Annotated in this window: 19 protein-coding genes; 14 read left to right on the top strand and 5 right to left on the bottom strand. The window is 44.2% G+C overall.

Going from position 1 to position 25,622, the window contains the following annotated elements; all coding sequences use genetic code 11:
• The 9 genes from mmsB to choV all read left to right on the top strand — a co-directional run bounded on the left by mmsB (nucleotide 1) and on the right by choV (nucleotide 11,723).
• Nucleotides 1–897 (top strand): 3-hydroxyisobutyrate dehydrogenase, encoded by an 897-nt coding sequence (gene mmsB, locus VEA_RS16885; RefSeq protein ID WP_006741034.1) that lies wholly within the window; start codon nucleotides 1–3, stop codon nucleotides 895–897.
• A gap of 9 nt (nucleotides 898–906) precedes the next feature.
• Nucleotides 907–1,665: an SDR family oxidoreductase gene (locus tag VEA_RS16880; RefSeq protein WP_006741033.1), complete on the top strand. Its 759-nt coding sequence runs from the start codon at nucleotides 907–909 to the stop codon at nucleotides 1,663–1,665.
• Nucleotides 1,666–2,121: 456 nt separating this feature from the next.
• Nucleotides 2,122–4,143 carry a tetratricopeptide repeat-containing diguanylate cyclase gene (locus VEA_RS16875; protein WP_012842340.1) on the top strand — a complete coding sequence of 674 codons (2,022 nt, stop codon included), beginning with the start codon at nucleotides 2,122–2,124 and terminating at the stop codon, nucleotides 4,141–4,143.
• Nucleotides 4,144–4,668: 525 nt separating this feature from the next.
• On the top strand, nucleotides 4,669–5,268 hold the full coding sequence (gene betI, locus VEA_RS16870; protein WP_005392557.1) for a transcriptional regulator BetI: 600 nt from the start codon (nucleotides 4,669–4,671) through the stop codon (nucleotides 5,266–5,268).
• 18 nt (nucleotides 5,269–5,286) lie between these two features.
• A complete protein-coding gene (gene betB, locus VEA_RS16865; protein ID WP_012842338.1) occupies nucleotides 5,287–6,747 on the top strand; it encodes a betaine-aldehyde dehydrogenase in 1,461 nt (486 codons plus the stop codon).
• A 181-nt stretch (nucleotides 6,748–6,928) separates the two neighbouring features.
• A complete protein-coding gene (betA, locus tag VEA_RS16860) occupies nucleotides 6,929–8,644 on the top strand; it encodes a choline dehydrogenase (RefSeq protein WP_006741029.1) in 1,716 nt (571 codons plus the stop codon).
• A 38-nt stretch (nucleotides 8,645–8,682) separates the two neighbouring features.
• The gene (locus tag VEA_RS16855; RefSeq protein ID WP_005392553.1) at nucleotides 8,683–9,621 is read left to right on the top strand and encodes a choline ABC transporter substrate-binding protein; all 939 of its coding nucleotides are present in this window, start codon (nucleotides 8,683–8,685) and stop codon (nucleotides 9,619–9,621) included.
• A gap of 78 nt (nucleotides 9,622–9,699) precedes the next feature.
• Entirely contained in the window at nucleotides 9,700–10,542 is an 843-nt protein-coding gene (choW, locus tag VEA_RS16850; RefSeq protein WP_005392552.1) for a choline ABC transporter permease subunit, read from the top strand.
• 2 nt (nucleotides 10,543–10,544) lie between these two features.
• Complete coding sequence (gene choV / locus VEA_RS16845) at nucleotides 10,545–11,723, top strand: choline ABC transporter ATP-binding protein (protein WP_006741028.1); 1,179 nt, start codon at nucleotides 10,545–10,547, stop codon at nucleotides 11,721–11,723.
• 103 nt (nucleotides 11,724–11,826) lie between these two features.
• Here choV and VEA_RS16840 read toward each other — a convergent pair whose 3' ends face one another.
• Nucleotides 11,827–12,483, bottom strand: coding sequence for an NAD(P)H-dependent oxidoreductase (locus VEA_RS16840; RefSeq protein ID WP_041853138.1), 657 nt, complete (start codon nucleotides 12,481–12,483; stop codon nucleotides 11,827–11,829).
• A 238-nt stretch (nucleotides 12,484–12,721) separates the two neighbouring features.
• Here VEA_RS16840 and VEA_RS16835 point away from each other — a divergent pair, with 238 nt between their 5' ends.
• Nucleotides 12,722–13,126 (top strand): globin, encoded by a 405-nt coding sequence (locus VEA_RS16835; RefSeq protein WP_006741026.1) that lies wholly within the window; start codon nucleotides 12,722–12,724, stop codon nucleotides 13,124–13,126.
• A gap of 84 nt (nucleotides 13,127–13,210) precedes the next feature.
• Here VEA_RS16835 and VEA_RS16830 read toward each other — a convergent pair whose 3' ends face one another.
• The 3 genes from VEA_RS16830 to VEA_RS16820 form a co-directional block, all read right to left on the bottom strand.
• On the bottom strand, nucleotides 13,211–13,993 hold the full coding sequence (locus VEA_RS16830) for a slipin family protein (protein ID WP_005373196.1): 783 nt from the start codon (nucleotides 13,991–13,993) through the stop codon (nucleotides 13,211–13,213).
• A gap of 10 nt (nucleotides 13,994–14,003) precedes the next feature.
• Entirely contained in the window at nucleotides 14,004–15,380 is a 1,377-nt protein-coding gene (locus VEA_RS16825; protein ID WP_006741025.1) for an NfeD family protein, read from the bottom strand.
• Between the two features lie 255 nt (nucleotides 15,381–15,635).
• Nucleotides 15,636–18,284, bottom strand: coding sequence for an EAL domain-containing protein (locus VEA_RS16820; protein WP_006741024.1), 2,649 nt, complete (start codon nucleotides 18,282–18,284; stop codon nucleotides 15,636–15,638).
• 709 nt (nucleotides 18,285–18,993) lie between these two features.
• Here VEA_RS16820 and VEA_RS16810 point away from each other — a divergent pair.
• The 3 genes from VEA_RS16810 to VEA_RS16800 all read left to right on the top strand — a co-directional run bounded on the left by VEA_RS16810 (nucleotide 18,994) and on the right by VEA_RS16800 (nucleotide 22,875).
• The gene (locus tag VEA_RS16810) at nucleotides 18,994–19,962 is read left to right on the top strand and encodes a cytochrome-c peroxidase (protein WP_006741023.1); all 969 of its coding nucleotides are present in this window, start codon (nucleotides 18,994–18,996) and stop codon (nucleotides 19,960–19,962) included.
• The gene (locus tag VEA_RS16805) at nucleotides 19,955–22,312 is read left to right on the top strand and encodes an ATP-binding protein (RefSeq protein ID WP_006741022.1); all 2,358 of its coding nucleotides are present in this window, start codon (nucleotides 19,955–19,957) and stop codon (nucleotides 22,310–22,312) included. Before VEA_RS16810 ends, VEA_RS16805 begins: the two co-directional genes overlap by 8 nt.
• Before the next feature lie 98 nt (nucleotides 22,313–22,410).
• Nucleotides 22,411–22,875, top strand: a complete 465-nt coding sequence (locus VEA_RS16800) for an OsmC family protein (RefSeq protein WP_006741021.1) — start codon at nucleotides 22,411–22,413, stop codon at nucleotides 22,873–22,875.
• A 75-nt stretch (nucleotides 22,876–22,950) separates the two neighbouring features.
• Here VEA_RS16800 and gdhA read toward each other — a convergent pair whose 3' ends face one another.
• A complete protein-coding gene (gdhA, locus tag VEA_RS16795) occupies nucleotides 22,951–24,303 on the bottom strand; it encodes an NADP-specific glutamate dehydrogenase (protein ID WP_006741020.1) in 1,353 nt (450 codons plus the stop codon).
• A 302-nt stretch (nucleotides 24,304–24,605) separates the two neighbouring features.
• On the opposite strand from gdhA, the gene VEA_RS16790 reads away from it, so the two are divergent.
• On the top strand, nucleotides 24,606–25,616 hold the full coding sequence (locus tag VEA_RS16790) for a DUF2804 domain-containing protein (RefSeq protein ID WP_006741018.1): 1,011 nt from the start codon (nucleotides 24,606–24,608) through the stop codon (nucleotides 25,614–25,616).
• The last annotated feature ends 6 nt before the right edge of the window (nucleotides 25,617–25,622 follow it).

Raw genomic sequence — 25,622 nt, 5'->3', positions numbered from 1 at the left:
ATGGATAAAATTGCATTTATTGGCCTTGGCAACATGGGCGCGCCTATGGCTAAGAACCTACTCACAGCGGGCTTGAACGTCGAAGTGTTTGATTTGAATCCAAACGCTGTGGCAGAACTTACCGCACTTGGTGCGTCGAGTGCAGATTCGGTAAAACAAGCCGTTCAAGGTGCGAGCGTGGTGGTCACCATGCTACCTGCTAGCCAACACGTTCAAAGTGTTTATCTTGGTCAAGACGGGATCTTAGATAGCGTAGATTCTGGGACGCTGCTAATCGACTCTTCGACCATCGATCCAGCGACCGCTCGTTTGGTTGGCGAAAAGGCGCTGCAGCTTGGCATCAGCTTTGTTGATGCACCGGTATCTGGTGGCGTTGCGGGCGCAGCGGGAGGTACGTTGACTTTCATTGTTGGCGGCTCACAAGAGAACTTTGTTCAAGCCAAGGTGGTGCTTAGCCACATGGGCAAAAACATTTTCCATGCAGGTGATGCCGGAGCCGGTCAGGTGGCGAAGATCTGCAATAACATGATGTTGGGCGTTTTGATGAGCGGCACTTGTGAAGCACTCAATTTAGGCATGGAAAACGGACTCGATCCCAAAGTGCTGTCTGACATCATGCTGCAAAGTTCGGGTCGAAACTGGGCGCTAGAGCTTTACAACCCGTGCCCAGGTGTGATGGAAAACACGCCTGCAAGCAATGGTTATCAGGGCGGCTTTATGAGTCAGTTAATGGCGAAAGATCTCGGTCTTGCGATGGAAGCGGCGGTTGCCAGTCAAACATCAACACCAATGGGCAGCTTGGCTCGTAACCTGTTTAATTTTCACAACGGTCAGGGCAACGGACAAAAAGATTTTTCAAGCTTGTTTGAGTTCTACCAAAAGCAAAATCAGGCCTAAGGAGTGCTTATGGATCTAGCAAATAAGGTTATTGCGATCACGGGGGCCGGGCAGGGGCTTGGTAAACAAATGGCGCTGTCGCTAGCGGAAAGCGGTGTTCACCTTGCGCTTATCGACCTCAATTCAGACCAACTGGCTGAAACGAAAGCGGAGTGTGAATCTTTCGGCGTCACCACTCGTTTTTATGTAGCGAACGTGACGGAAGAACAAGAAGTGTGCGCTGCTTTTGAGCAAATTGAAGCGGATTTCAAACAGCTCAATGGCGTGATCAATAACGCAGGCATTATGCGCGATGGCATGTTCATCAAAGTTAAAGATGGTCAGGTTAACGCGATGTCGCTGGAACAATTTCAGTCTGTTATGGATGTGAATGTGACAGGCACTTTTCTGTGTGGCCGCGAAGCAAGCAAGGTAATGCTGAACACCGACAGTAAAGGCGTGTTGATCAACATCTCTAGCGTCGCGCGTGCTGGGAACATTGGTCAAACTAACTATTCTGCATCCAAAGCGGCGGTAGCCACCATGGCGACGGTGTGGGCGAAAGAGTTAGGGCGTTTCGGAATTCGCTCAGTAGCGATTGCTCCGGGTGTCATCAAGACTGCCATGACGGACCAAATAAAACCTGAAGCGATGGAGCGTTTAGTCAAAATGATTCCTGTCGGACGCTTAGGTCTTGCTGATGAAATTTCTTCGACCATCAAATACGTGTTAACCAATGAGTTCGTGACTGGAAGAGTATTCGAAGTCGATGGCGGAATGCGAATGTAGCCCCTCCTCATATTAAAAAGGGGAGCGAGCTTGATTGTCCGCTTCCTTCCTCCTTTCTTATATTGTTTCTATCGATAATTTTTAATGGATGTTTTAGCAACGGCTGCTGTACCGATTACATTTACAACTCTTTTGTATTTTTGGTATGAATAAGTACTCTCGTGTTAATTTTTATGTAAATACATTAATTCACAATTAAGACAATTATTTGTCTCATTGATGAGATTTTGCTTCTTGGGGTATGAAAAACACTCTTATTGATTATATTGTGACCGAAAACCATTTCGACATCTAAAGATGGTGATTTATTATTCAGCGCAAAATACATGGGAATATGAGGCTGGCTGAATAACCTTCAGCTACCTTAATAATAAAATAACCAGAATTCTCTATTACACTGAAGTAACTACCCATTAGGGAAGAGCAATAATGTCACTATTTCATTCGCTTAGGACGATGCCACTACTATTGGGGTGTCTGTGTCTTTCTATTCAGGCATCCGCAGAAAAGGTTGAACAAGAAGGTAAGTTTTTACAGTCGCTAGAAGGCATTGAAAATCAAATTTACGCATTACCTCAGAGCTCTTTGGCTTTGATTGAGGCGTTAGAAGAAGACTCTCTACTACAAAATCAACCAACAGAGCTACTGGTACGTTATTGGCTTGCAAAGTCCACGGTTCTAGAGCTACTTGGGCGCGCGGAAGAGAGCCAAAACGTCGCACAAAAAGGGTTGGAACTTGTGCGTCCACAAAGCCATGAGTATCTCTTATTTAAGTTGATTCAGATGCGAACTATGGTCGGAAAGAGCGATATCGATACCGCGCTTTCTTCGTTGGATAGTTTGTTGGAAACATCGCGTGAAAATGGCGATAAGCAGCTCGAGTCGGAGATCCTGTTGCTAAAAGGACGTTACTACGATGAGCAGGGCGAGTTTAAAAAATCCTATGCCGCAATTATGTCGTCGATGGATGCGGCTGAGTCCTCTGGCGTTCAAGGATTGGTCGAACGGGCGGCGCTAGAGCTTGGTGACGTACTGGTCAAAATTCAGGGCTATGACCGTTCAGAAGCATTGTTGGAACAAGCGTACCGTTATTTTAGGGATAGACGCATGTCGTTCAATGAGCTGCTGAGCGTCTTAACGATAGCAAAGCTTCATAAGGCACAGTTCCAATACGAAGAGGCGATTGTATCGTATCAGAGAGCGCTAAAGCTCGCGCAAATCATTGGTGACGGGCGCTTTAGGTTTCGAGTTAACCTCGAGCTTGCTGCGTTATACCGTGAGACGAACCAGGAAAATAAGATGGTTCGCCACTTAAAGTTGGCGGAGAACTTACAGTATAGAGAAACCTCTAGCGCCTACTTAGCTACATTTAAGCTGTTGCAAGCCGAATATATGCTAGAACAGAAGCAGTTTGAGACACTTCTAGCGATGATCGCGCCTATGTTGCCGGAAATTATCGAGAGCCGATATGTTAAGCAACAGCAAATGGAACTACTAAAAGTGGCAGCCATGGCCTACGCGGGAAGCAATGACTTTAAACTAGCGTATAAAACTTACGGCAACTATCACGATAAATTCATCCAATTTAGCAACCAAAGAGAAGTTGAAAATCTTGAGCGTCAACAGACGCTATTTGAGCTAGAAAGACTTGAATATGAGAACGAAGATCTCAACTGGAACAACGTGTTGCAGCGTATGGAACTGGAAAATAACCGTCGTACCTTTTATCTATTGGGTGAAGCGCTACTAGCACTCATTGGTGTTCTCTTTTTGATGGCAGTGGTATTCCTTGTTGTGAATCGATCACGTTTAAGAATGCGCCGCCTAGCAAAGACAGATACGTTGACAGGGTTATTCAATCGCCGTTTTTTAGAAGATTGGTTCACTAAACCCGTAGAGACGAAACGTGAACGCAAAGAAAAGCCGACGCCTCAATCTAAGCAAGAAAAGGTGCAGCATTTTGTGTCTGAGCAAGTCGAGCAAGTTAAGTACGGCTACCTAGCTTTAAACAAATGGGTGGATAGCAAACTCGATAAACAGAAAATGGTGCCAAAGAAGCCGCAGTCGGGGCCGGTAAGTTTAGCGCTAATCGATGTAGATTATTTTAAACAGGTAAATGATACCTATGGGCATGTGTTCGGTGATGCCGTACTAACAGGCGTTGCCAAAGTGCTAGAAGAGACGGTGCGTGAAAATGACATTGTTGCACGCTTTGGTGGTGAGGAGTTTGTTGTTGTGATGCCCAATACCGATCATGAAGACTCTCTCATTACCGCTGAACGATTACGTAGCGCTTTATCCTTACATGGGTTCGTCACGGAACAAAATGAAGAAGTGAGAGTGACCTGTAGTTTTGGTGTTGTGACGACTGAAGATAGTGAGATGAATTTTAAATCACTCTGTGATCAGGCGGATAAATTACTTTATCAAGCTAAAGCGGATGGACGTAACTGCGTGAAAGGGCGCAAGCTGACCTAATAAAATCAAGAATGCAGGCTCATCAAACGGTGAGCCTGAATTCATCCTTCCTACTGATTACTTCAAAATCGCTTAAGAGTATCGAATTACATACTCATAGCGTTCAGTATTTTCTACTCGTTTTATCTCCCCCATTTTCAAAGTACTAATGTCACTTGTGTATACGAAGCTATAACACACGAGTATGTCTGCTTTTCATACAAACAAAGCCGATACAGGTGAAATGATTAGTGGTCGATGTAAATTTTTTCTAGTGTGAATTTTTGTGGCACGAAAAACAATTCGATTAAAGGTGTGTTAAAAATTGAATCATTAATAAGTTGTTGGTTTGTTTGTGTTTTTATTTGGTTTTTTAAACGCAGCTTTGGCATTTACGACAAGTTATCGCATAGCAGTTTTGCGTACACCCTCAACTTTCCTTCCTTTGTTAATAACCTTTTTCTTAAAAAATGATTTGAGTTCGAACTAATTTTCAGGCATTTTATATTTAACTAACCGTTCAATTAAAAATAACAAGGACGCAAAATGCCAAAGGTGGGGATGCCTGAAATCAGAAAGCCGCAGCTTGTAAAAGCGACAATGTCAGTGATTGATAGAGTCGGTTTACACGCGGCGAGTATTTCGTTAATCAGCAAAGAAGCCGGAGTATCAACGGGGATTATCAACCACTATTTCGGTGGTAAGCACGGATTGCTGGAGGAAACGATGCGCGAAATCTTGCGTCAGCTTTCGTCCACCATCACGCAGAAGTTGCGTGAGCTGCCAAGCGATGCTCATCATCAGAGAATTAATGCCATCATTGACGGTAACTTTGTCGGCTATCAGGCAGAAAACCAAGTTGCGAAGACTTGGCTGGCGTTTTGGTCGTACTCAATGCATGACGAACAGCTTAAGCGTTTGCAGCGTGTCAATGAACGACGTCTATTGTCCCACCTAAGAAAAGAACTCAAAGCATTATTAAATGCAGAGCAGGCCGAGCTGGTTGCTCATGGTATTGCGTCACTTATCGATGGTATTTGGCTGCGCGGAACGCTCAACCCGCAAGGCATTGATGCAGAAAGAGCGAGAATCATCATCAACGACTATCTCGACAAACAACTTACGTTTTATTCTGAAAAAATATAAAAGTCACAGGTCTTCAAAATGGAAATGAAAGCACACTATATCAATGGTGCGATGTACAACGGGTGTTCAGATGAGCACTTCACCACTTACAATCCGGCGAATGGTGAGCCATTGGCCAACATTAAACAAGCGAACCAAGACGATCTCGAAGCGGCGATTGAGTCGGCAAAGAAAGGTTTTGCTGCATGGTCAGCAATGACTGCGATCGAGCGCAGCCGTATTTTACACAAAGCCGTTGCCATTTTACGTGAGCGTAATGACGAGCTTGCTTCATTAGAAGTTGCAGATACTGGTAAGCCAATTCAAGAAGCTATCGCGGTTGATATAACAACAGGTGCCGATGTTCTTGAGTACTATGCGGGTCTTGCTCCAAGCTTGCAAGGTGAGCAGCAGCCACTCAGCGAAGACCAGTTTTTCTACACACGTCGCGAGCCCTTGGGCATTTGCGCAGGTATTGGCGCTTGGAATTATCCAATCCAAATTGCGATGTGGAAATCGGCGCCAGCACTGGCTGCGGGCAACGCTATGATCTTCAAACCATCAGAAGAAACACCATTAACAGCGCTTAAGCTAGCAGAAATTTATTCAGAAGCGGGCATGCCAGATGGCGTATTTAATGTCGTACAAGGGGATTACCGAGTAGGGCAGATGCTAACGGCGCATCCTGACATCGCAAAAGTATCGTTCACGGGCGAATCAGGCACCGGTAAAGTCGTCATGAGTGACAGCGCTAAGACACTAAAACAAGTAACGATGGAGCTGGGTGGTAAGTCTCCACTGATTATTTTTGATGATGCAAAGTTAAACGATGCCGTTTCTGCGGCCATGGTGGCGAACTTCTACACGCAAGGTGAAGTTTGTACGCACGGTACACGCGTGTTTGTTCATGAAGGTATTTATGATGACTTTATCGCACAACTTAAAGCTCGAACTGAATTGTTAGTTGTCGGCGATCCGCTTGATGAGAACACGCAAATTGGCGCGCTGATCTCTAAAGATCATGAATCGAAAGTACTAGGAGCGATTGAAGCCGCGAAAGCGAGTGGCGCGACGTTACTGACTGGTGGCTACAAAGTAACAGAGAATGGCTTAGCCAATGGTAACTTTGTTGCTCCAACCGTATTTGTCGATTGCGATGATGACATGAGCCACGTTCAGCAAGAAATCTTTGGTCCGGTAATGTCAGTGCTGAAATTCCGTGATGAGTCGGAAGTGATTGCGCGTGCAAATGGCACCGATTATGGCTTGGCTGCAGGCGTATTTACTCAAAACCTATCTCGTGCCCACCGCGTGATTCATCAAATTCAAGCTGGTATTTGTTGGGTGAATACATGGGGCGACTCACCTGCGGAAATGCCAGTTGGTGGCTACAAACAATCAGGTGTTGGCCGTGAAAACGGTGTCGAAACCCTTAAACATTACACGCAAACGAAGAGTGTTCTGGTTCAGCTAAGCGACTTCGAAAGCCCTTACAAATGATACCAATCGTAGTAGATAACTGACCACTTTAGCTTGTTAAAATGCTCGATAACTGCGTTGTCAATTTTGATTGTAGGCTAACTACTTATCGAAAATTTCCGCCTTGTTCTCAAGCATTTTTCCTACGCTAATTTCGTTCACTTATCTACTGTGATTGGTATTAACTCCTAGGAGAATCAAAATGCAACAACACTACGATTATATCATCGTCGGTGCGGGTTCGGCCGGCTGTGTGTTAGCGGATCGCTTAAGTGAAAGTGGTCAATATTCGGTCCTATTACTCGAAGCGGGTGGGTCGGATAAAAGTATTTTTATCCAAATGCCAACGGCGCTTTCTTACCCTATGAACACTGAAAAATACGCGTGGCAGTTTGAGACAGTTGAAGAGCAAGGGTTGGATGGCCGTCAACTTCATTGTCCTCGCGGGAAAGTTCTGGGCGGTAGTTCGTCGATCAACGGCATGGTTTACGTTCGTGGACACGCTTGTGACTTTGACCAGTGGGAAGAGGAAGGCGCGAAAGGCTGGAATTATCAATCGTGTTTGCCTTATTTCCGTAAGGCAGAGTCTTGGATTGGTGGTGCTGATGAATACCGAGGCGATAACGGTCCAGTCGGCACATGTAACGGCAACGATATGAAGCTCAATCCGCTGTATCAAGCTTTTATTGATGCAGGCAAAGAAGCGGGCTACCCAGAAACAAAAGATTACAACGGTTATCAGCAAGAAGGCTTTGGCCCAATGCACATGACCGTTGACAAAGGCGTACGCGCTTCAACCTCTAACGCATACTTAAGCCGTGCCAAAAAACGCAAAAACTTCACCCTAATGAAGCGAGTGACGGTTCATCGAGTTTTATTAGAAGAAACTGATGCAGAAGGCAAGAAAGCGGTAGGCGTTGAATTTGAAAAATCAGGTTCAATTCAGCAATGTTTTGCGAATAATGAAGTGATTTCGAGTGCGGGTTCGGTTGGCTCAGTTCAGCTGATGCAGCTTTCAGGCATTGGCCCTAAGGCAGTATTAGAAAAAGCGGGCATTGAGGTGAAACACCCGTTGGAGGGGGTAGGTAAAAATCTGCAAGATCACTTAGAAGTGTACTTCCAATATCACTGTAAACAACCTATTACGCTCAACAGCAAATTAGGTTTGGTGAGCAAGGGCTTGATTGGCACCGAATGGATATTAACTCGCAAAGGCCTTGGGGCTACTAACCACTTTGAATCATGTGCGTTTATCCGTTCTCGTGAGGGACTAAAGTGGCCAAATATTCAATATCACTTTTTGCCAGCGGCAATGCGTTATGACGGACAAGCTGCTTTTGACGGTCATGGTTTCCAAGTGCACGTTGGACCTAACAAGCCCGAAAGTCGTGGCTCGGTCGAAGTTGTCTCTGCGAATCCGAATGATAAGCCGAAGATTGAGTTTAACTACATTTCCACTGAACAAGATAAGCAGGATTGGCGTGATTGTATTCGCCTTACTCGCGAGATCCTCAATCAGCCAGCCATGGATGAGTTTCGTGGTGATGAGATCCAGCCGGGTCTGAATATCACAACGGATGAACAAATTGATGAATGGGTGAAGCAGAATGTCGAGAGTGCTTACCATCCATCTTGTACCTGCAAAATGGGCGCAGACAATGACCCATTAGCGGTTTTGAATGAGCGGTGCCAAGTACGCGGTATTCAAGGCTTGCGTGTGGTGGACTCTTCTATTTTCCCAACCATTCCGAACGGTAATTTAAATGCGCCAACGATTATGGTGGCAGAACGTGCCGCGGACATGATTTTGGATAACGCCCTGGAAACGTCGAACAACGCACCAGTTTGGATTGCACCGAACTGGCAAGAGATGCAACGAATGCATCCGCCAAAAAGAGATCTCGATTCGATCTCATAAAAACGAAAAAAGTCAGTAATCATTACAAGGAATTCAATATGTCTAAGATGACAAAAATCTTCTCAACAATCGCACTAAGTACTTTAGCAACAGGCGCTTATGCCAACCAATGTGAAACGGTACGTTTTGCAGATGTAGGTTGGACTGACATTACGGCGACCACCGCCGTGACATCTGAGCTGCTAAAAGGGTTGGGGTACAAAACGAAGACCGATCTTCTGTCAGTGCCTGTAACTTACTCCTCTATGGCCAATGGCGATATCGACATTTTCCTAGGTAACTGGATGCCAACAATGGAAGGTGACATCGCGAAATACCGTGATGCAGGTACCGTTGAAACCGTACGAGCGAACCTCGTCGGCGCAAAATACACACTCGCGGTTCCAAAGTACGTTTATGACGCAGGCGTGACCAACTTCGCTGACCTAGTAAAACATGCCGACAAATTTAAAGACCGCATTTACGGCATTGAACCAGGTAACGATGGTAACCGCTTAATTCAATCAATGATTGATAGCAACGCATTCGGCCTAAAAGACTTCAGCCTAGTTGAATCCAGTGAAGCTGGCATGGTGTCTCAAGTATCACGTGCTGCGCGCCGCAACCAATGGATTGTGTACCTAGGTTGGGCCCCTCACCCAATGAACAGCAACGTTGAAATGGAATACCTAGCGGGTGGTGACGACTTCTTCGGCCCTAACTACGGCGGCGCGAATGTGTACACAAACGTACGTAAAAACTACCTTGCTGAGTGTCCAAATGTAGGTCAGCTAGTGAAAAACCTAGAATTCAACCTAGAAATGGAAAACGAATTGATGGAAGCGATTCTCAACCAGAAGCAGAAACCGTCGAAAGCAGCGCAAGCATGGTTGAACGCAAACCAAGAACAAATTGAAGCGTGGCTAGAAGGCGTTAAGACGGTGGATGGTCAAGACGCAGTAACAGCAATTACAAACTATTTAAAAACTAACGCTTAATTAAGCAGTTTTTAAGCGCGTTTTTTTGAAAAAGAAAGTGGGCAGTCATGCCCGCTTCATTAACACAAAGGTTTTATTTTGAATTTTATTACGGACAACAAACTACCGTTGGGCCAATGGATGGAAACTGGCGTCGATTGGTTAACCATCAATGCATCGGGTTTCTTCGATGCAATCTCTATTACACTTGAAACGATCATTCTTTTCGTGGTGGACATTTTTAAATGGATGCCACCTGCAGCGCCAATCATTATGACGGCGGCAATTGCTTGGTTCTTACACCGCAGCATTCCGCTTGTTGTATTCATCGTGTTGGCCTTGCTCGCAATTCTCAACCTTGGTTACTGGCAAGAAATGCTGGAAACCTTTGTCCTTGTGTTTGCAGCGACAACGATTTCCGTATTAATTGGCGTGCCGTTGGGCATTATGGCGGCACACCGTCCTTGGTTATACACCTTGTTGCGACCAATCCTCGATTTGATGCAGACCGTACCGACATTCGTTTACCTAATTCCAACTTTGGTTCTGTTTGGCTTAGGTATTGTCCCTGGCCTAATCTCGACCATCATTTTCGCTATCGCTGCGCCAATTCGATTGACGTACCTCGGTATTATTAAAGTGCCGGAGGAGCTACTTGAAGCGGGCAAAGCATTTGGTGCAAGCCGCATGAAGCTGCTGTTTAAGGTAGAGTTACCTGCGGCATTACCAAGTATTATGGCCGGTGTTACGCAATGTATTATGTTGTCTCTCTCTATGGTGGTCATTGCGGCACTTGTTGGTGCTGATGGACTTGGTAAGCCAGTCGTACGTGCACTGAATACCGTAAACATCTCGCAAGGTTTTGAAGCGGGTTTAGCGATTGTACTCGTCGCCATCATTCTTGACCGCTTGTGTAAAGCACCAAACCAGAAGGAGGCTTAATCATGGACGCAATTACTATTCAAAATCTTGATGTGGTTTTTGGTCAGCAGCAGTCACAAGCGTTAGCACTACTAGACCAAGGCAAGTCTCGACAAGAAATCATCGACGAAACTGGCCAAGTGGTTGGGGTTGATAATGTTTCGCTGAACGTGAAACAGGGTGAGATCTGTGTTTTGATGGGGCTTTCAGGCTCGGGTAAATCAAGTTTGCTGCGAACAGTTAACGGGTTGAACGAAATTTCTCGTGGCTCTCTGAAAATTAAAGACGGCGACGACATGGTTGAGCTCTCTAACTGTGACGAACAGAAGTTACGCCACCTTCGTACTCACCGCGTATCCATGGTGTTTCAGAAGTTTGCATTGATGCCATGGTTAACGGTATTAGATAACGTTGCGTTTGGTCTAGAAATGCAAGGCATTGGCAAAGCAGAGCGCCGTAAAAAAGCGCGTGAACAGCTCGAAATGGTCGGTTTGTCTGAGTGGGAAACGAAATTCCCGCACGAGCTCTCTGGTGGTATGCAGCAGCGTGTTGGCCTAGCGCGAGCGTTCGCGATGGACACAGATATCTTGTTAATGGATGAGCCGTTTTCAGCGCTTGACCCATTGATTCGTGCTCAGCTTCAAGATGAATTGATTCTGCTTCAAGAAAAGCTAAACAAAACCATTCTTTTTGTGAGCCACGACTTGGATGAAGCGTTAAAAATCGGTAATAACATCGCCATTATGGAATCAGGAAAATTGATTCAACACGGCAAGCCCGAGCAGATCATTCTTGCTCCAGAAAACGATTATGTGGCTGACTTTGTAGCCCACACTAATCCATTGAACGTACTTAAGGGACGCTCTTTGATGCGTGACGACTTAGTTCGTGAAGATGAGCGTGTTCTGATTTGCCCTGACAAAGATATTTGGGTGACCCAAGAGAGCAAAGGCTTAAGCTTAGCGGATACAGATAAGTCGTTGGTTCAATGGAAGAGCGATTCTTCGAACCTTGATGAGGTAAACGAAAATTCTCTGGTTCAGGTTAGCCCGGAAATCAGTATGCGAGAAGCGATTGAGCTTAAGCAGCGCAGCAATCAGCCTCTGCTTATGGTGGAGGACAATCAGTTAGTTGGTGTGTTAAGCGACAACGAGCTTTACGATGCATTGCTTGGTAACTTTAAGTCCGAGCAAGTGGCATAAAGTTAGAGTAGAGTTGAAGCCAAGCTAAAAAAGAGCCGCATATTAGTGCGGCTCTTTTGGGTTTAAACAATGAGTTAAATAGTTAAGCTAAGGAAACGGTCGATTATAGAGTCGTAATTACATCATCCATCGCAAGGCGAGCTTTTGGTAGACCATGATTATAATCTTCCCCGTCTTTGTGGTAGCCAATCGCCAGTGCAACTTCACAGACATGGCCTTCTAATTCTTCTTTGAATACTTCTCCAATTAGTGTTGGATCTACGCCTTCCATCGGCGTTGAGTCAATACCCAGACGAGCCAAGGTGTGTAGTAGATTGCCTAGCGCTAAATAGACTTGTGCTTTTGTCCAGTTCCCGTTAAAGCCATTTTCATCCGTATTTGCATCGGCAAAAGCGTAGGCGCCCATAAAGTTGTTGTACATTTCCGCCGGTAGGTGGCCAGACGTTACTTCGGCATCCACACGTTTCGCGAACTTCTCTTTGGTGAAGTTTGGATCGTACGCAAAAAGAATCGTATGTGACGCGGCTTTAGCGTGTGGCTGGTTAAACTGGTGCATATTTGCAAACGTATTGTGGAAACGTTGCTTGGCCTCATCACTTTCAATCACGATGAATTTCCACGGTTGCGAATTAATTGAAGACGCTGAAAGACGGAGTGCTTCTTTGATGATTGCCATATCTTCTTGAGAAACGCGTTTGGTTTCGTCGTATTTTTTAGCAGTGTAGCGGCTGTTTAGATCAGTAATGATTTGATGAGACACGTTTGTATCCTTTTTATTTTTGTGACAAATGAGGATGCGCTTAGCATCGACAACCATGCGTACCTCGAATATGGATTCATAATACGGGATATTTTTTCATTGATAAGAGGGCGTTTATTTGAATCACTTTTTACTTTTTATTGAAAATTGGTGTGCTTCATAGGGTTAGGCATCATCATTTAGATGCTTTTGATGATTATTAAATTACACTCATATTAAGAGAGTAATGGAGAGCAACATGAACGTGATTCAAGTTTTCAACGATAGTTATGAACGTTGTATCGCGAACCAAGGCTTTTTCGACTTGTTTTACAAGAAGTTATGGTCAAAAAGTACAAGCTTCAGACAAAAGTTTGATGGTGTCGACATGCACCAACAGGTGCGAATGCTTAGAGGATCTATCGTGTTTTTTATGATGGCCGATACCTCTAACGAGGCGCACAAGATGGTGGAGAAATATGGTAAGAAGCATGCGAGTTCCGATATTGGCATTGAACCACAGGATATTGATGTTTGGTTTGAAAGCCTTATCGAAACGGTTCAAGAGTGTGATTTTGAATACGACGATGATGTCGAAACAGCGTGGAGAGCTTGTTTTAACACAGGTTTGTCGGTAATGAAGCGGGAGTGCTCCAAACACTAAAAGAGAAACTAAATACTCTTCGAAAACAAGCAAGTTAAAGCAAGGAAGTAACGTGTAAGGTTGTTACTTCCTTGAATATGGTTTTTATTTATCTTGTGTCTCTTTATTCTTTTTTACCGCTTCGGCGATATCACTGACGGCTTCGACAAGATTGATCGGCATTGGGAAGATAATAGTCGATGTTTTGTCTGTCGTGATTTCCGTGAGGGTCTGCATGTAACGCAATTGCAGCGCATTCGGCGCTTCGTTGAGCATTTGAGCTGCCTCTTTTAATTTATTAGAAGCTTCTAGCTCACCGGTAGCGTGAATGATTTTCGCACGACGGTTACGTTCTGCTTCGGCCTGACGCGCTAGCGCTCTGACCATGCTGTCATTTAAATCAACATGTTTGACTTCAACCGTGGCAATCTTGATGCCCCAGTCATCAGTCTGTTGATCGAGGATGGATTGTAAATCCTTATTGAGACGCTCGCGCTCTGAAAGTAATTCATCCAGTTCATGCTGGCCTAATACTGATCGCAGCGTGGTTTGCGCTAACTGGCTGGTGGCATCGCTGTAACTTTCAATGTTGTTAATTGCCATTTGAGGATCGACTACGCGAAAATAAACAACCGCATTGACGCGCACAGACACGTTATCTTTGGTTATCAAGTCTTGTGTCGGCACATCCAAAACGACAGTACGTAAATCCACCCGTACCATTTGTTGGATAAATGGGATAAGAATGATTAAGCCAGGGCCTTTTACTTCTTGAAAGCGACCAAGAAAGAATACAACCCCACGTTCATACTCTCTCAAAACCTTAAACATTTGGGTCGCAAGTGCGAACAACAGCACCACGATCACCGCAACAGTATAGAGCATCATAAAGCGCCTCCTATTTATTTTGGCGGTCATCAGGCATCACGGTTAAGGTCAGCCCTTTCACATTCACAATGGTGACATGATCACCTTGTTTGAGTTGTTGATGGTCTTTGGTTTTGGCTCGCCATAGCGCACCGTCAAGCTGAACGCGCCCTTCGCCATCGATAAAGTCATCGCTCACGACAGCGATTTTCCCAGGGTAAGTTTCTAAACCTGTTGTCACACGTCGTCGGCGTATTTTGAGCAGCAGGCCGACCGTCAACACGATCAGCGCGACAGAAAAGATAGAAATACCGAAAATTAAAGGAAGGGCGATCTGAAATCCTGGTAACTCACTGTCCATGAGGAAGATGGAACCGAGCACAAAGGCGACAACGCCACCTAAGCCCAAAATGCCAAAGCTCGGACTGAATGCTTCCGCGATCATCAGTGCAATTCCGAGTAACAGCAGCCCAAGCCCTGCGTAGTTCACAGGCATCATTTGTAATGCATACATGGCGAGGAGCAAACAAATACCACCCAATACGCCGGGTAAGCCAATGCCCGGGTTGTAAAACTCAAGAAGCAAACCGTAGATGCCAATGAGCATCAGGATGTAGGCGACGTTTGGGTTTGTGATAACGGCTAGCATTTCTGCTCGCCAATCGGGTGTTCTTTCAATCCATACGGGATTTTCCAGTGACAATGTCACATCACGATTGTTAACTTTAACAGTTTGTCCATCAATGGCTTTGACTAAATCCTCTGGGGAGTTGGCTATATAATCAATAACGTTTAATTCTAATGCTTCTGTGGCGTCCAAACTCGCTGCTTCACTTACTGCTTTCTCTGCCCACTCTGCATTTCGGCCATGAAGCTTTGCTAAGCCTTTAATATAGGCTCTAGCATCATTAATCACCTTTTTCTCCATTGCGGTTTTCGCGGGAACTTTCTCTGAACCTTCGTTGGTTCCTTCTGACGTTTCTTCCGCGTTTTGATCTTTGCCATCATCTGATGAAGGGGGCTGAGGGGCACCACCTAACGCGACGGGTGTTGCCGCGCCAAGGTTGGTGGCTTCAGCCATTGCGGCAACGTGGCTGGCGAGTAAAATGTATGTCCCTGCGCTAGCCGCTCTTGAGCCTGACGGGCCAACCCAAGTCGCAACTGGAGTGGAGGAGGTGGTAATCGCGTGAATAATATCTCTCATTGCGCTGTCTAAGCCGCCCGGAGTGTCCATCTCTAAGATCACTAAACTGACACCGTTGAGTTGTGCCTCTTCTAGCTCACGAGACAAATAGTCGCTGGTAGCAGGACCTATAGCGCCTTTGACGGGAACAATCCAGACAGTATTGGCCAGTGCTTGACTAGCAAACAAAAGTAAAGGTAAGACCCATATCCATAGTCGTTTCATGCAGTCCTCCTTGTGCGGTCACAGGGACTTTTTGAAAACCTAATTCAAGTATATACGCAGTAATACTAGTGCAAATAAGTAATTGATCACTCGAATTAGTCATATCAGCATTTATCATGGCACATCTGAGGCAACGGGCCCTAATATGAATATCGGTAGTCACTAATCGTGGGGCGTCTGATGTGAAAAGGTTCAACAAAAAGGCAAAGTGACGGTAATCACTTTGCTTTCCTAATGTGTTTTAGAGGAGAGAGACTAACTGTTTACGTGGCGAGAAAATTGAACGAGTGCTTGCTCGGCAGACATCGGTTTGTGGAAGTAAAACCCTTGCAACTCATCAATATTCCAAACTTTAAGCTTGCGTACTTGGCTCGCGGTTTCAACACCTTCGGCGACAATAGTTAACCCTAGTTCTTGAGACATGTTAGCAATGTTTCTTACCAGTGTTTTTGCTCTGTCATTGGTTTCAATCTCGTCGATATAAGATTTATCCAGCTTCACAATATCCAATGGAAAATTACATACGCTACTGAATGATGCGTATCCAGTACCAAAATCATCCAAAGCGAGTCCAACACCAAGTCGCTTGATGTCTTGAATGCTTTGGATTGATTCTATTTCTCCGCCCATCAACATACTTTCGGTAATTTCAAGCACAAGCTGGCCCGCAGAGAGGTTGTATTGAGCCATCACTTTTTTTAGGTAGGACATCAGTCCGGAATGATAAAAGTGCTGCGCACTTAAGTTCACATGCACGCTTAACATCGACAGACCTTGCGCATGACGAACTCCGTTGAGCCGACTGATAAATTCGCACGATTGTTTGAGAATGGACTCTCCCAATTCGACGATAAGTTTTCCTTGTTCTGCCATCGGAATAAATACTTCTGGTGAAATCATCCCTAATGTTGGATGTTGCCAACGAGCAAGTGCTTCGAAGCTAATGACTTCAGTGGTTTTAGCATCCACGATAGGCTGGAAAAAAGGTTTAATCGCATCTTGTCTAATGGCATTTTCTAAATCGCGATTGATCACCATAGACGTTTCCGCTTGCTCTGATAGTTCTTCATCAATGACTAATACTTCGTGAGAGTGACGACCCTTAGCGGATTGCGATGAGAAACGTGCTGCAAGCAGTAAATGCTCGACAGACTGGTGAGTAATGTTTAGGTCCATCATCACCGCTTTACTGTCTAATGACATCATGATCCCGGAGAGCTGGACCTTATGTGACAAATGATTCAGTAATCGATTGGTAGCATCTATCGCTTTTTGGTGGTGCTCGATATCTGGAATCAAAACGATAAATTCATGCTCACTAATTCGGCCTATTTGGAATGCCCCTAATTGCTCGCGTATTGCGGATGCGATGTATTGAATCACTTCATCAAAAATGAGGTGACCGTATACCCCTGCAATTTGCTTGAGAGTCTTACTGTTTATGTACACAAACGAAAAATGGTTTGGCCGTGTCTCTACGAGCTCGTGCAGTGCATTGAGAATGACAGGACGATTACAGAAACCGGATACCGGATCAAAGTCGGTGAGTTTTTGGATCATTTCTGCTTGCTGTTTTGTCTCTCTCATATCCTGAAGCAACATCATCAGCGCACTTTGACCATGATGTTGAATGAGCGTGGCTTCTATCAAACAGTCGATTTCTTCGGCATTGCTATCGAGCACCTGCGCTTCGAATTGTGTTTTGCCGTTTTTCAGCTCTCTGAACATTGCGTCAACTCGACATTCATCGTCCTCAGATGGGCACAAGGCGTCTAGAGGACGATCTATCAATTGCGATTTGCTGTAGCTCAACAGATCTAACGCTCGTTGGTTAACATCGACAATTTTACGATCGATAACAATTAGCATGCCCAGTGAGGAGCTATGGTACAGAGCACCAAACTTTTCCATCGAGTCTTTCAATTGCAGTTGGGTTAACGATGTATTTTCAGAGAGCTTTTGTACCAGTTTTGTCGCTAACTCTAATTCGTCTACTTTTACAGAATGCAAGCCTTCAAGTTGGTATTGAGAGGCGATTTCGCTTATTCCTTCAGCAAAATGATTAAAGCGAGTGGCGACCTTATTTTTAAACGTGATGTAGGTGCCGGCAGCGATGATTGATGCTACAACGCCAACTGTTGCAAACAGATACATGAATAGCGTATTACCTTTCGCATAATGCTCTCGCTGTGTTTTCGTTTTTAGCCATGCGATCGGTTCACCAGATAGATCAGAGAGTGAGGCCCATTTTGTTATTGACCGCGAGGTCTTCTCTATATCCCGCATCTGATTACTGTCTGATTCACTTACCATCTGTGTCTCTAATGAGTTTTCCGCAGTTAAAATGGATTTAAAGTCTCCAGGAAAGCGCAAAGATAGGTTTCTTCCCCAAAGCATCCATCCGTTAGAAGGGCGGTCGCCTTCACTGTTTCTAACTGGGCTGAGGCTAAGACCCCAAATAGTATCGTTGATTTTAAACAACCCTGAGATGCTCTCTCTATGGATATCAAGCTTGTGATTCATGGACTTGATGTAATCTTGAAGAGTAGGTTGATTCGCCATTTTAGCGGTGAGTTCTGAAGAAGTGTCGGGGTTATCCTCACGAGTTAAGGAGAGCAGGGTTTGCCCATTAGTCGTGATAAACGCCATCATATCGAGGTTTAACGCATCAATGCTCTCTGTGTAAAGGTTTCGCTCGGTATATTTCGCAATATCACGATCAACAAACAGATCGTACGTTTCGTCCCAGTACGCCCAGTCGTATGAGGCGCTTTCTTGCTGGCTCACCATCATGTCGATGACAGCGAGTGCTTGCTGATTCGCATGGTTAATTTCCATGTCTTCGAGCTCATCTAAGCTATACAGGAAAAAATAACGGCTAATAAAAAGGAAGCTGATGACCATGCCCAGCAGTCCTAATGAAAAGTATAGGGCGGTTTTATAGCGAAGATTCAAGTTAAACAAGCGAAGTGTTTTCATTAAAAAATAGTTATAGATGTTAATTCACTGAAAGTGTACGACATGTTCTAACAGAAATTGTTGATATAGATTCAAATTATAGAGATAAAATGAAGGATTTGCTGAGCTGATATGGTAAGTGAAACGTTTGCCCTAATTACTAGATTTTCGTGTTTGCAATTAAAATGCTCAATAACGTACCGCGCATTCAAATTACGGTTTAATCGTGCAGCTAGTAAAGGTATAAATCTTTTTATAAAACAGTCTATTAGTGTAACTAGTGCTTTTCTTCTGTATCTAAACTTCTTTTGTAATAGTAAACTGCGAAAAAATGATGGGTAATAATGATGTTTATTGTTCAACGCTTGGTCAAACTGGCCATTATCTGTGCCATTTTCTTTACTATCTTCGATCTCATCTCCTATGGTGAGATTACTTGGGTTCAAAGGTTGCTGGCTTCTATAAGCTAAAATATGCACACATAACTCCACGAAGCGAGTCAATTCTTCGTTACTCGCCTTCGTCATTTGCTCCTTATGTGAGCTTTAAATAAAAGTCCCTCCGCGTGCAGCTCTGGTAACCGTTTTCCATTAATGGAAAAAACCTAAAAATGCAACTAACTTCATACTAATGGCAAGTGTAAGGTATGCAGTTGATGAGGCAATTCAGCATAATCACATTAGTTGTTGTGGCACTCATTTTGAGCCAAGCAACAATCGCAAGAAATGCTAAGGTGCTAGGTGATATTTCGTTAGTTCAGCCGATAGAAGGTGACCCTGTCGTAGATATTAAGCTGGCGAGAATTGGCTGGCATCTCTTTCGTGATCCTCAGCTATCTTCAAACGGTAGCGTCAGTTGTGCGACGTGCCACAACTTGCAAACCAATGGCGCTGAAAATACACCCGTCTCTACAGGAGTGAAAGGTGATGGAACTCGAAATTCCATCACAGTGTTTAATGCAGCGTTAAATTATCGTTTTTTATGGGATGGTACCGAAAACACCTTGATGGCTCAGATTGATGGGCCAATCCACAATCCAATAGAAATGGACTCAAACTGGCAAACAATAGAGCAGTACGTGAAAGGAAGCGAACGTTATCAAGCGCTATTTAGTCGTGATGGTGAGCTACCGATTAATATTAACAATATTAAGTCCGCCATTGTGGAGTTTGTCGAAGGGCTCCAAACTCCAGGTGCACCATTCGATGCCTACTTACTGGGTTACACCCATGTCCTCAGTGAGCAGCAAATTAGGGGGTGGAAAACATTTCAGTCTTCAGGTTGCGTACAGTGTCATCAGGGCAAAAATATTGGCGGAGCGATGATACAAAGGTTCGCCTATTTCAAAGATAAGCCAGTAGTAGAGGATTCGGGACGGCACCTGATTACGACGGAAAGTGAAGAACAATTCTATTTTAGAGTCGCCAGTTTACGTAATGTCGCCCTAACAAGCCCTTATTTTCATAACGGACGAGTTGACCAGTTATCTGAGGCGATACAGATTATGGCGAAAACGCAGCTCGGAATTACGATGAGCGATGAAAGTGTCGCTGATATTGAAGCGTTCTTACAGTCCTTGACAGCACCCAGACCCGTGATTTTAGAGGTGTTGGAAAATGAGTAAATTCAAACTGGTTAATCTCTGCTTTTTTATTGCCATGCTGACGTGTTGTGTATTGGCGTATATGTCACATGTGAATTCAAAAAGTGCACAAGAATTCCACGCGGAGTTGACGGATATTGGGCACAAGTTGATTGAAGAGCGCGATGTTATCGTGAATCGATATGCGGTTGAAGATAGGAAGAATTATGAACTGACGACATCTTTAGTAGATATAGAAGTCGCTGCAGAGAAATTGCTAAATTCATCAAGGGAGTCAGTTTGGTTCCCTGTGACGCCCAATCATAAAAAAGTTGAGGATACGCTCAATCTATTCAAAAACCGTGTGCTTGATACAACGCTGAAGCTCGATATGTTGATTGGCGTTCAGGTAGAGAATCAATACGCGTTATTAATGCTATTCAACTTATATCAGCAAGATATTTCTACCGATACCGGAAAGACGTTGAGTGGGCATCACTATTTTGAGTTTCTCAACCAACTGCTTTTGACACAAAACGTAGTTGAGAGTGAAAGTGAAGCCAATTTCTTAGATCGGCTTCAAGCGAGCGATAAAAGGATAGAACTACTCACGAATGAACTGCTTGATCATGGATACTTTGTTTTTATCGAGGATGCGGAGCATCGGCTGCTCAATATTGCCCAAAGTGAAGCGCGTTTTACTTGGTTGTTTGTTTTTATTGCCGTGATGTTGTTAGTCAGTGCATTCTTGTATCAATCGCAATATCGAATGTACAACTTGAAACAATTGAACCTCGAAATCGAGGAGGCGCGAAATAAAGCCGAGCGAGCAGCAAAAGCCAAATCAAGTTTTCTCGCCGCAATGAGTCACGAATTAAGAACGCCGATGAATGGTGTATTAGGCCTTTCTCAAATGATTGCAGAGGAAACCAATGAGCCGACGACTAAAGAGTACGTGAAAGTCATTCTTGATTCTGGCCAACACTTGATGACGATTCTCAACGATATTTTGGATTTCTCTAAAGTTGAAGAAAACAAACTGGAATTTGAGCAGGCTAAGTTCAATTTAGATCAAGTCATTTCTCCTGTGTGTAGCGCAATAAAACCGCTCATCGATGAAAAAAATATCGAATTGATCGTGGAAAATGAAGTGCCTGAATACGTTGAATTTACCGGAGACTGCGCACGTTTACGACAGATCTTGTTTAATCTTGCTGGCAACGCGGTGAAGTTTACCAGTGAAGGGCATGTGTTAATCAGAACGGAACTTGATAAGGTAAATCATTGCTTGGTGATGATTGTGAGTGATACTGGTATTGGTATCGCGCTAGACAAGCAAGAACATGTTTTCAACTCGTTTGAGCAAGCCGATTCTTCAACTACCCGAAAATTTGGAGGCACAGGGCTTGGTTTGGCAATAGTTAAAAAATTAACTGGCTTGATGGATGGCAAGATTACATTGAAAAGTGTGGAGGGTGTCGGAAGTCAATTCATCGTCGAGCTGCCCATTCCTTGGGTTGAATGCGAACTTCCAAAGGCACAAGAGCCCCCAAAAACGCGCAAGAAAACACACAATTTGCAGATATTGCTTGCTGAAGATAATCGAGTGAACGCCATTGTAGCGAAAGGGTTTTGCGAAAAGTTGGGACATGAGGTCGATGTTGCTGAAAACGGATTGGTGGCGGTTAAAAAGGCGAGAGATAACGAATATGACCTGATTCTAATGGACAATCACATGCCTGAGATTAATGGTGTTGAAGCGACGCGTGTGATTCGACAAGAGTTAGGTATCAAAACATTACTCTTTGCGTATACGGCAGATGTCTTTCGTGAGGCGCATGATAGCTTTATTCAAGCCGGAGCGGATCATGTGCTTACAAAACCGCTACAACAAGAGAGCTTTTCGGACGCTCTTAAACAGTTTGCGACGAGGCTCGAACCAAAAGAGAATTTACCATTAACGAATGACAACAACGTTCTCCAGTTGCAGCGCAAGCCAATAGAGAAGCTACGGCTGACAGAAGAAGAGTTATCCAGTTCAGAGATGCTCATTTCTTTGCAAGAAGCGCCGGAAGCGATAGATGAGCTACTAAAAAGTATTATTGTCGATTTTGAATCATCGGTTGATGAACTTATTGATTATTTTATGGCTGAAGATTTCGCGTCTCTAGAAGACACGTTGCATAAAACAAAAGGTATGGCATTGAACCTTGGTTTGCCGATTTTAGCTGGACAAACGGAGGCGCTAGAAAACACGCTCAAAGCGAAGCAAACTCCTGAAATTGAGCGGTTACAGATGCTAATCAACCGATTACAAGTCAACATCCATCAGGCTAATCGACTTCTGGATGACATACAGAAAAAAAACGTCGATCCTCAACAAATTTTGTAACCTCTCTGAGTTCATACGTTCCTTACCTTGTTTCGTTATGGTTTACTATGACGTGAATGGATGTGTTGATTCGTCAATGAGAAAATCAGGGAGTTAGAATGAGTAAGCATTCCGCTTTAATCGAATGGCATCGCGAAGCTGACGAAGTATTCAGTGATAACCAGTATAGTCGGGCGCACATTTGGAAGTTTGATGGCGGGTTGCAAGTCCCTGCGTCACCATCTCCACACGTAGTGCCGTTGCCATTATCTGTAGAAGAAAACGTTGATCCGGAAGAAGCATTTGTTGCGGCACTTTCCAGTTGTCACATGCTTGTTTTTCTTTCTATTGCGGCGAAACGACGTTACGTTGTGGATCGCTACCTAGATGAAGCAGTAGGGGAGCTGAAAAAAGGTGAAAATGGAAAAGAATGGGTGTCTAAGGTAACACTAAACCCTAAGATAACATTTGCTGGTGATAATCAACCGACACGATCTCAATTAGAAAAAATGCACCACATGGCTCATGAGAATTGTTTTATCGCCAATTCGGTTAAAACTGAAGTGACGACGCTTACAGATTAAATGAAGCTCTTTGTCAAAGCGCAGTGTATCGCCGAATAGTGTTAAGCCAGCAGTCAGGCTGCTGGCTATTGTGAACTAAACGATGCCTTGCTCGATCATCGCATCAGCGACTCTTCTAAAGCCGGCAATGTTTGCGCCTAAAACTAAATTACCAGGTTGACCAAACTCTCGACTGGTTTCGTTTGCATTAACAAAGATGTTTTTCATGATGGTCTGTAACTGGCTATCGACTTGCTCAAAGGTCCAGTTTTGCATGCTGGCATTTTGTGCCATTTCAAGCTGACTGGTTGCAACGCCGCCTGCATTGGCTGCTTTCGCTGGCCCATAAGCCATTTCGGAATCCACGATGATATTGGCCGCATCACGAGTGGTTGGCATGTTTGCGCCTTCACTAATCAAAACACACCCATTATCGATAAGAGCAAGAGCATCGTTTGACGTTAGTTCATTTTGGGTCGCGCAAGGGAATGCGGCGTCAGCTTGATATCGCCATACAGCATGCCCTTCATTAGGATAGTCACCCAACGGCGTATACTCTGCTTCAGGGTAAGTGTCTAAATACTCTTCTAAACTTGCTCTTTTCACTTCTTTAAGTTGCTTGAGGAGCTGCAGGTCAATACCGTGCTCATGATAGATCGTGCCTCTAGAATCGCTGCATGTTACTGGGGTTGCTCCCATGTGGTATAGCTTTTCAATTGCATAGATAGCGACGTTACCTGCGCCAGAAACGAGGCAAGTTTTGCCTTTGAGTGAATCATTACGGTCATTGAGCATGCATTCCGCAAAATATACGGTTCCATATCCCGTTGCTTCTTTCCTAACAAGTGAGCCCCCCCAAAGAAGGCTCTTGCCTGTAAGTACCCCTTCGTAGCGGCCCGTCAATCGCTTATATTGACCAAACATATAACCAATTTCACGCGCACCGACGCCGATATCGCCAGCAGGAACATCGGTAACAGGACCAATGTGGCGGTATAACTCGTTCATAAATGATTGGCAAAATCGCATGATTTCACCGTCAGATTTTCCTTTAGGATCGAAATTTGAACCGCCTTTTCCGCCACCAATTGGAAGGCCAGTAAGCGCGTTTTTAAAAATCTGTTCAAAGCCGAGGAACTTTATGATGCTCGCGTTCACTGAATGATGGAACCTCAGTCCGCCTTTGTATGGACCTAACGCGGAGTTAAACTCGACGCGGTAGCCTTTGTTTACTTGCACATTCCCTGCGTCATCGACCCAAGGAACTCGAAACATGATTTGACGTTCTGGTTCTACGATTCTTTGGATAATCGCTTGTTCTTTATATTTATTATTGCTTTCTATGACTGGAGCGAGAGAAGTTAATACTTCTTCTACGGCTTGGTAAAACTCTTTTTGAGCCGGGCTACTGTGTTGCAACGCAACAATAGTATCGTGTATGTGTGACATAGATCTCTTCCTTGATATGAATAAGCAATCAGTTTATATGAATTTATTCCCATTAAATAGTGATTTTGACCAATTCTCAATGGCTATAATGGTCTTTCCTGCGGATGAGAACGCTCAATTTCCAACTTCTGGTCGTATTGATGAGGAAGATTAAGTGAGTGACATGATTGGATGGTTGAGTGATCGGTTTCACATATAGCGAGCAGAAGCCAAATTAGTCGATATTGTTGTGCTGTCACGCAAACTGTTTTTGTTAACTCGGTGTTAACATTTGAGCGTGTTGACTCGAAAAAGATAAAAATATGCATGAGCTTAAGACTCTGGACTCGTTTATTCAGCAAAACGGTCTACCAGTGTTTGGCCATCTTGATGGGATTCCCACATCTTTACAGTTAGATAAGTTTACCTACCTTGATGAGATGGATAAGCCAGCGTCTAAGTGGCGCCGTTACTGTGACTATAAGCAGTTTCAGTTCGTTAATTTGGTCACACCTAACTACGTGATTGGGGTTGCGATTGCGGATATTAGGTATTTAGCATCTGGTTTTTGCTATCTATTTGATATTCAAAATAATGAGTTAGTGGAGCAGCAGTGGTTAAAGCCTTTTAATATTGATTATCAAACTCAGCCTTCCAGTTGGTCTAGTCATGCCCATCTTGCTGACAAAAGTATTCAGTTTTCTATTCAGAATGGTATTTGGCACGTCCACTTTGTGACGAAATCTGTCAATGCTGATCTCTACTTACGTCCAGAAAGTATGAGTTTGCCATTAATGTTGTGTACGCCAACCGGTTATGCGGGTTGGACTTATACGCAGAAACATAATGCGTTAACGGTAGATGGCAATTTATTCATATTAGGAAAGGAACAAGATCTCTCAGAAGTGGCTGCTGGTTACGACTTTTCCGCTGGGTACATGCGACGGGAGACAAGCTGGCGCTGGGCGAGTATTAATTGCTTTGAAAGCGGCAGACGATTGGGGCTGAACTTAGCTGCAGGCGTCAATGAAACGGGCTACTGTGAAAATGTATTCTGGATTAATGGTGAACGGCATTTTTTACAGCCTGTTCAGTTTCAATTTTCACGAAATGATGAAGGTCAAAGATGGCATATCATGTCGGAAGATAAACGGATTGACCTAGTATTCACGCCTTTAAATCGACGTTCAGAAAAGAAGAACTTTTGGTTTCTCAAAAGCAATTTTCGTCAATATATCGGCTATTTCTCTGGCTACATCGTTGACGGGAATGGTATCAAACATCAGTTAGAAGAAGTCATAGGTCTTACTGAAGATCACTATGCAAAATGGTAGAAACAC

It is taken from the genome of Vibrio antiquarius (assembly GCF_000024825.1).
Classification (GTDB): Bacteria; Pseudomonadota; Gammaproteobacteria; order Enterobacterales; family Vibrionaceae; genus Vibrio; species Vibrio diabolicus.
The sequence above is the reverse complement of the archived record's forward strand: the minus strand, read 5'-3'. Positions and strand labels throughout refer to the sequence as shown.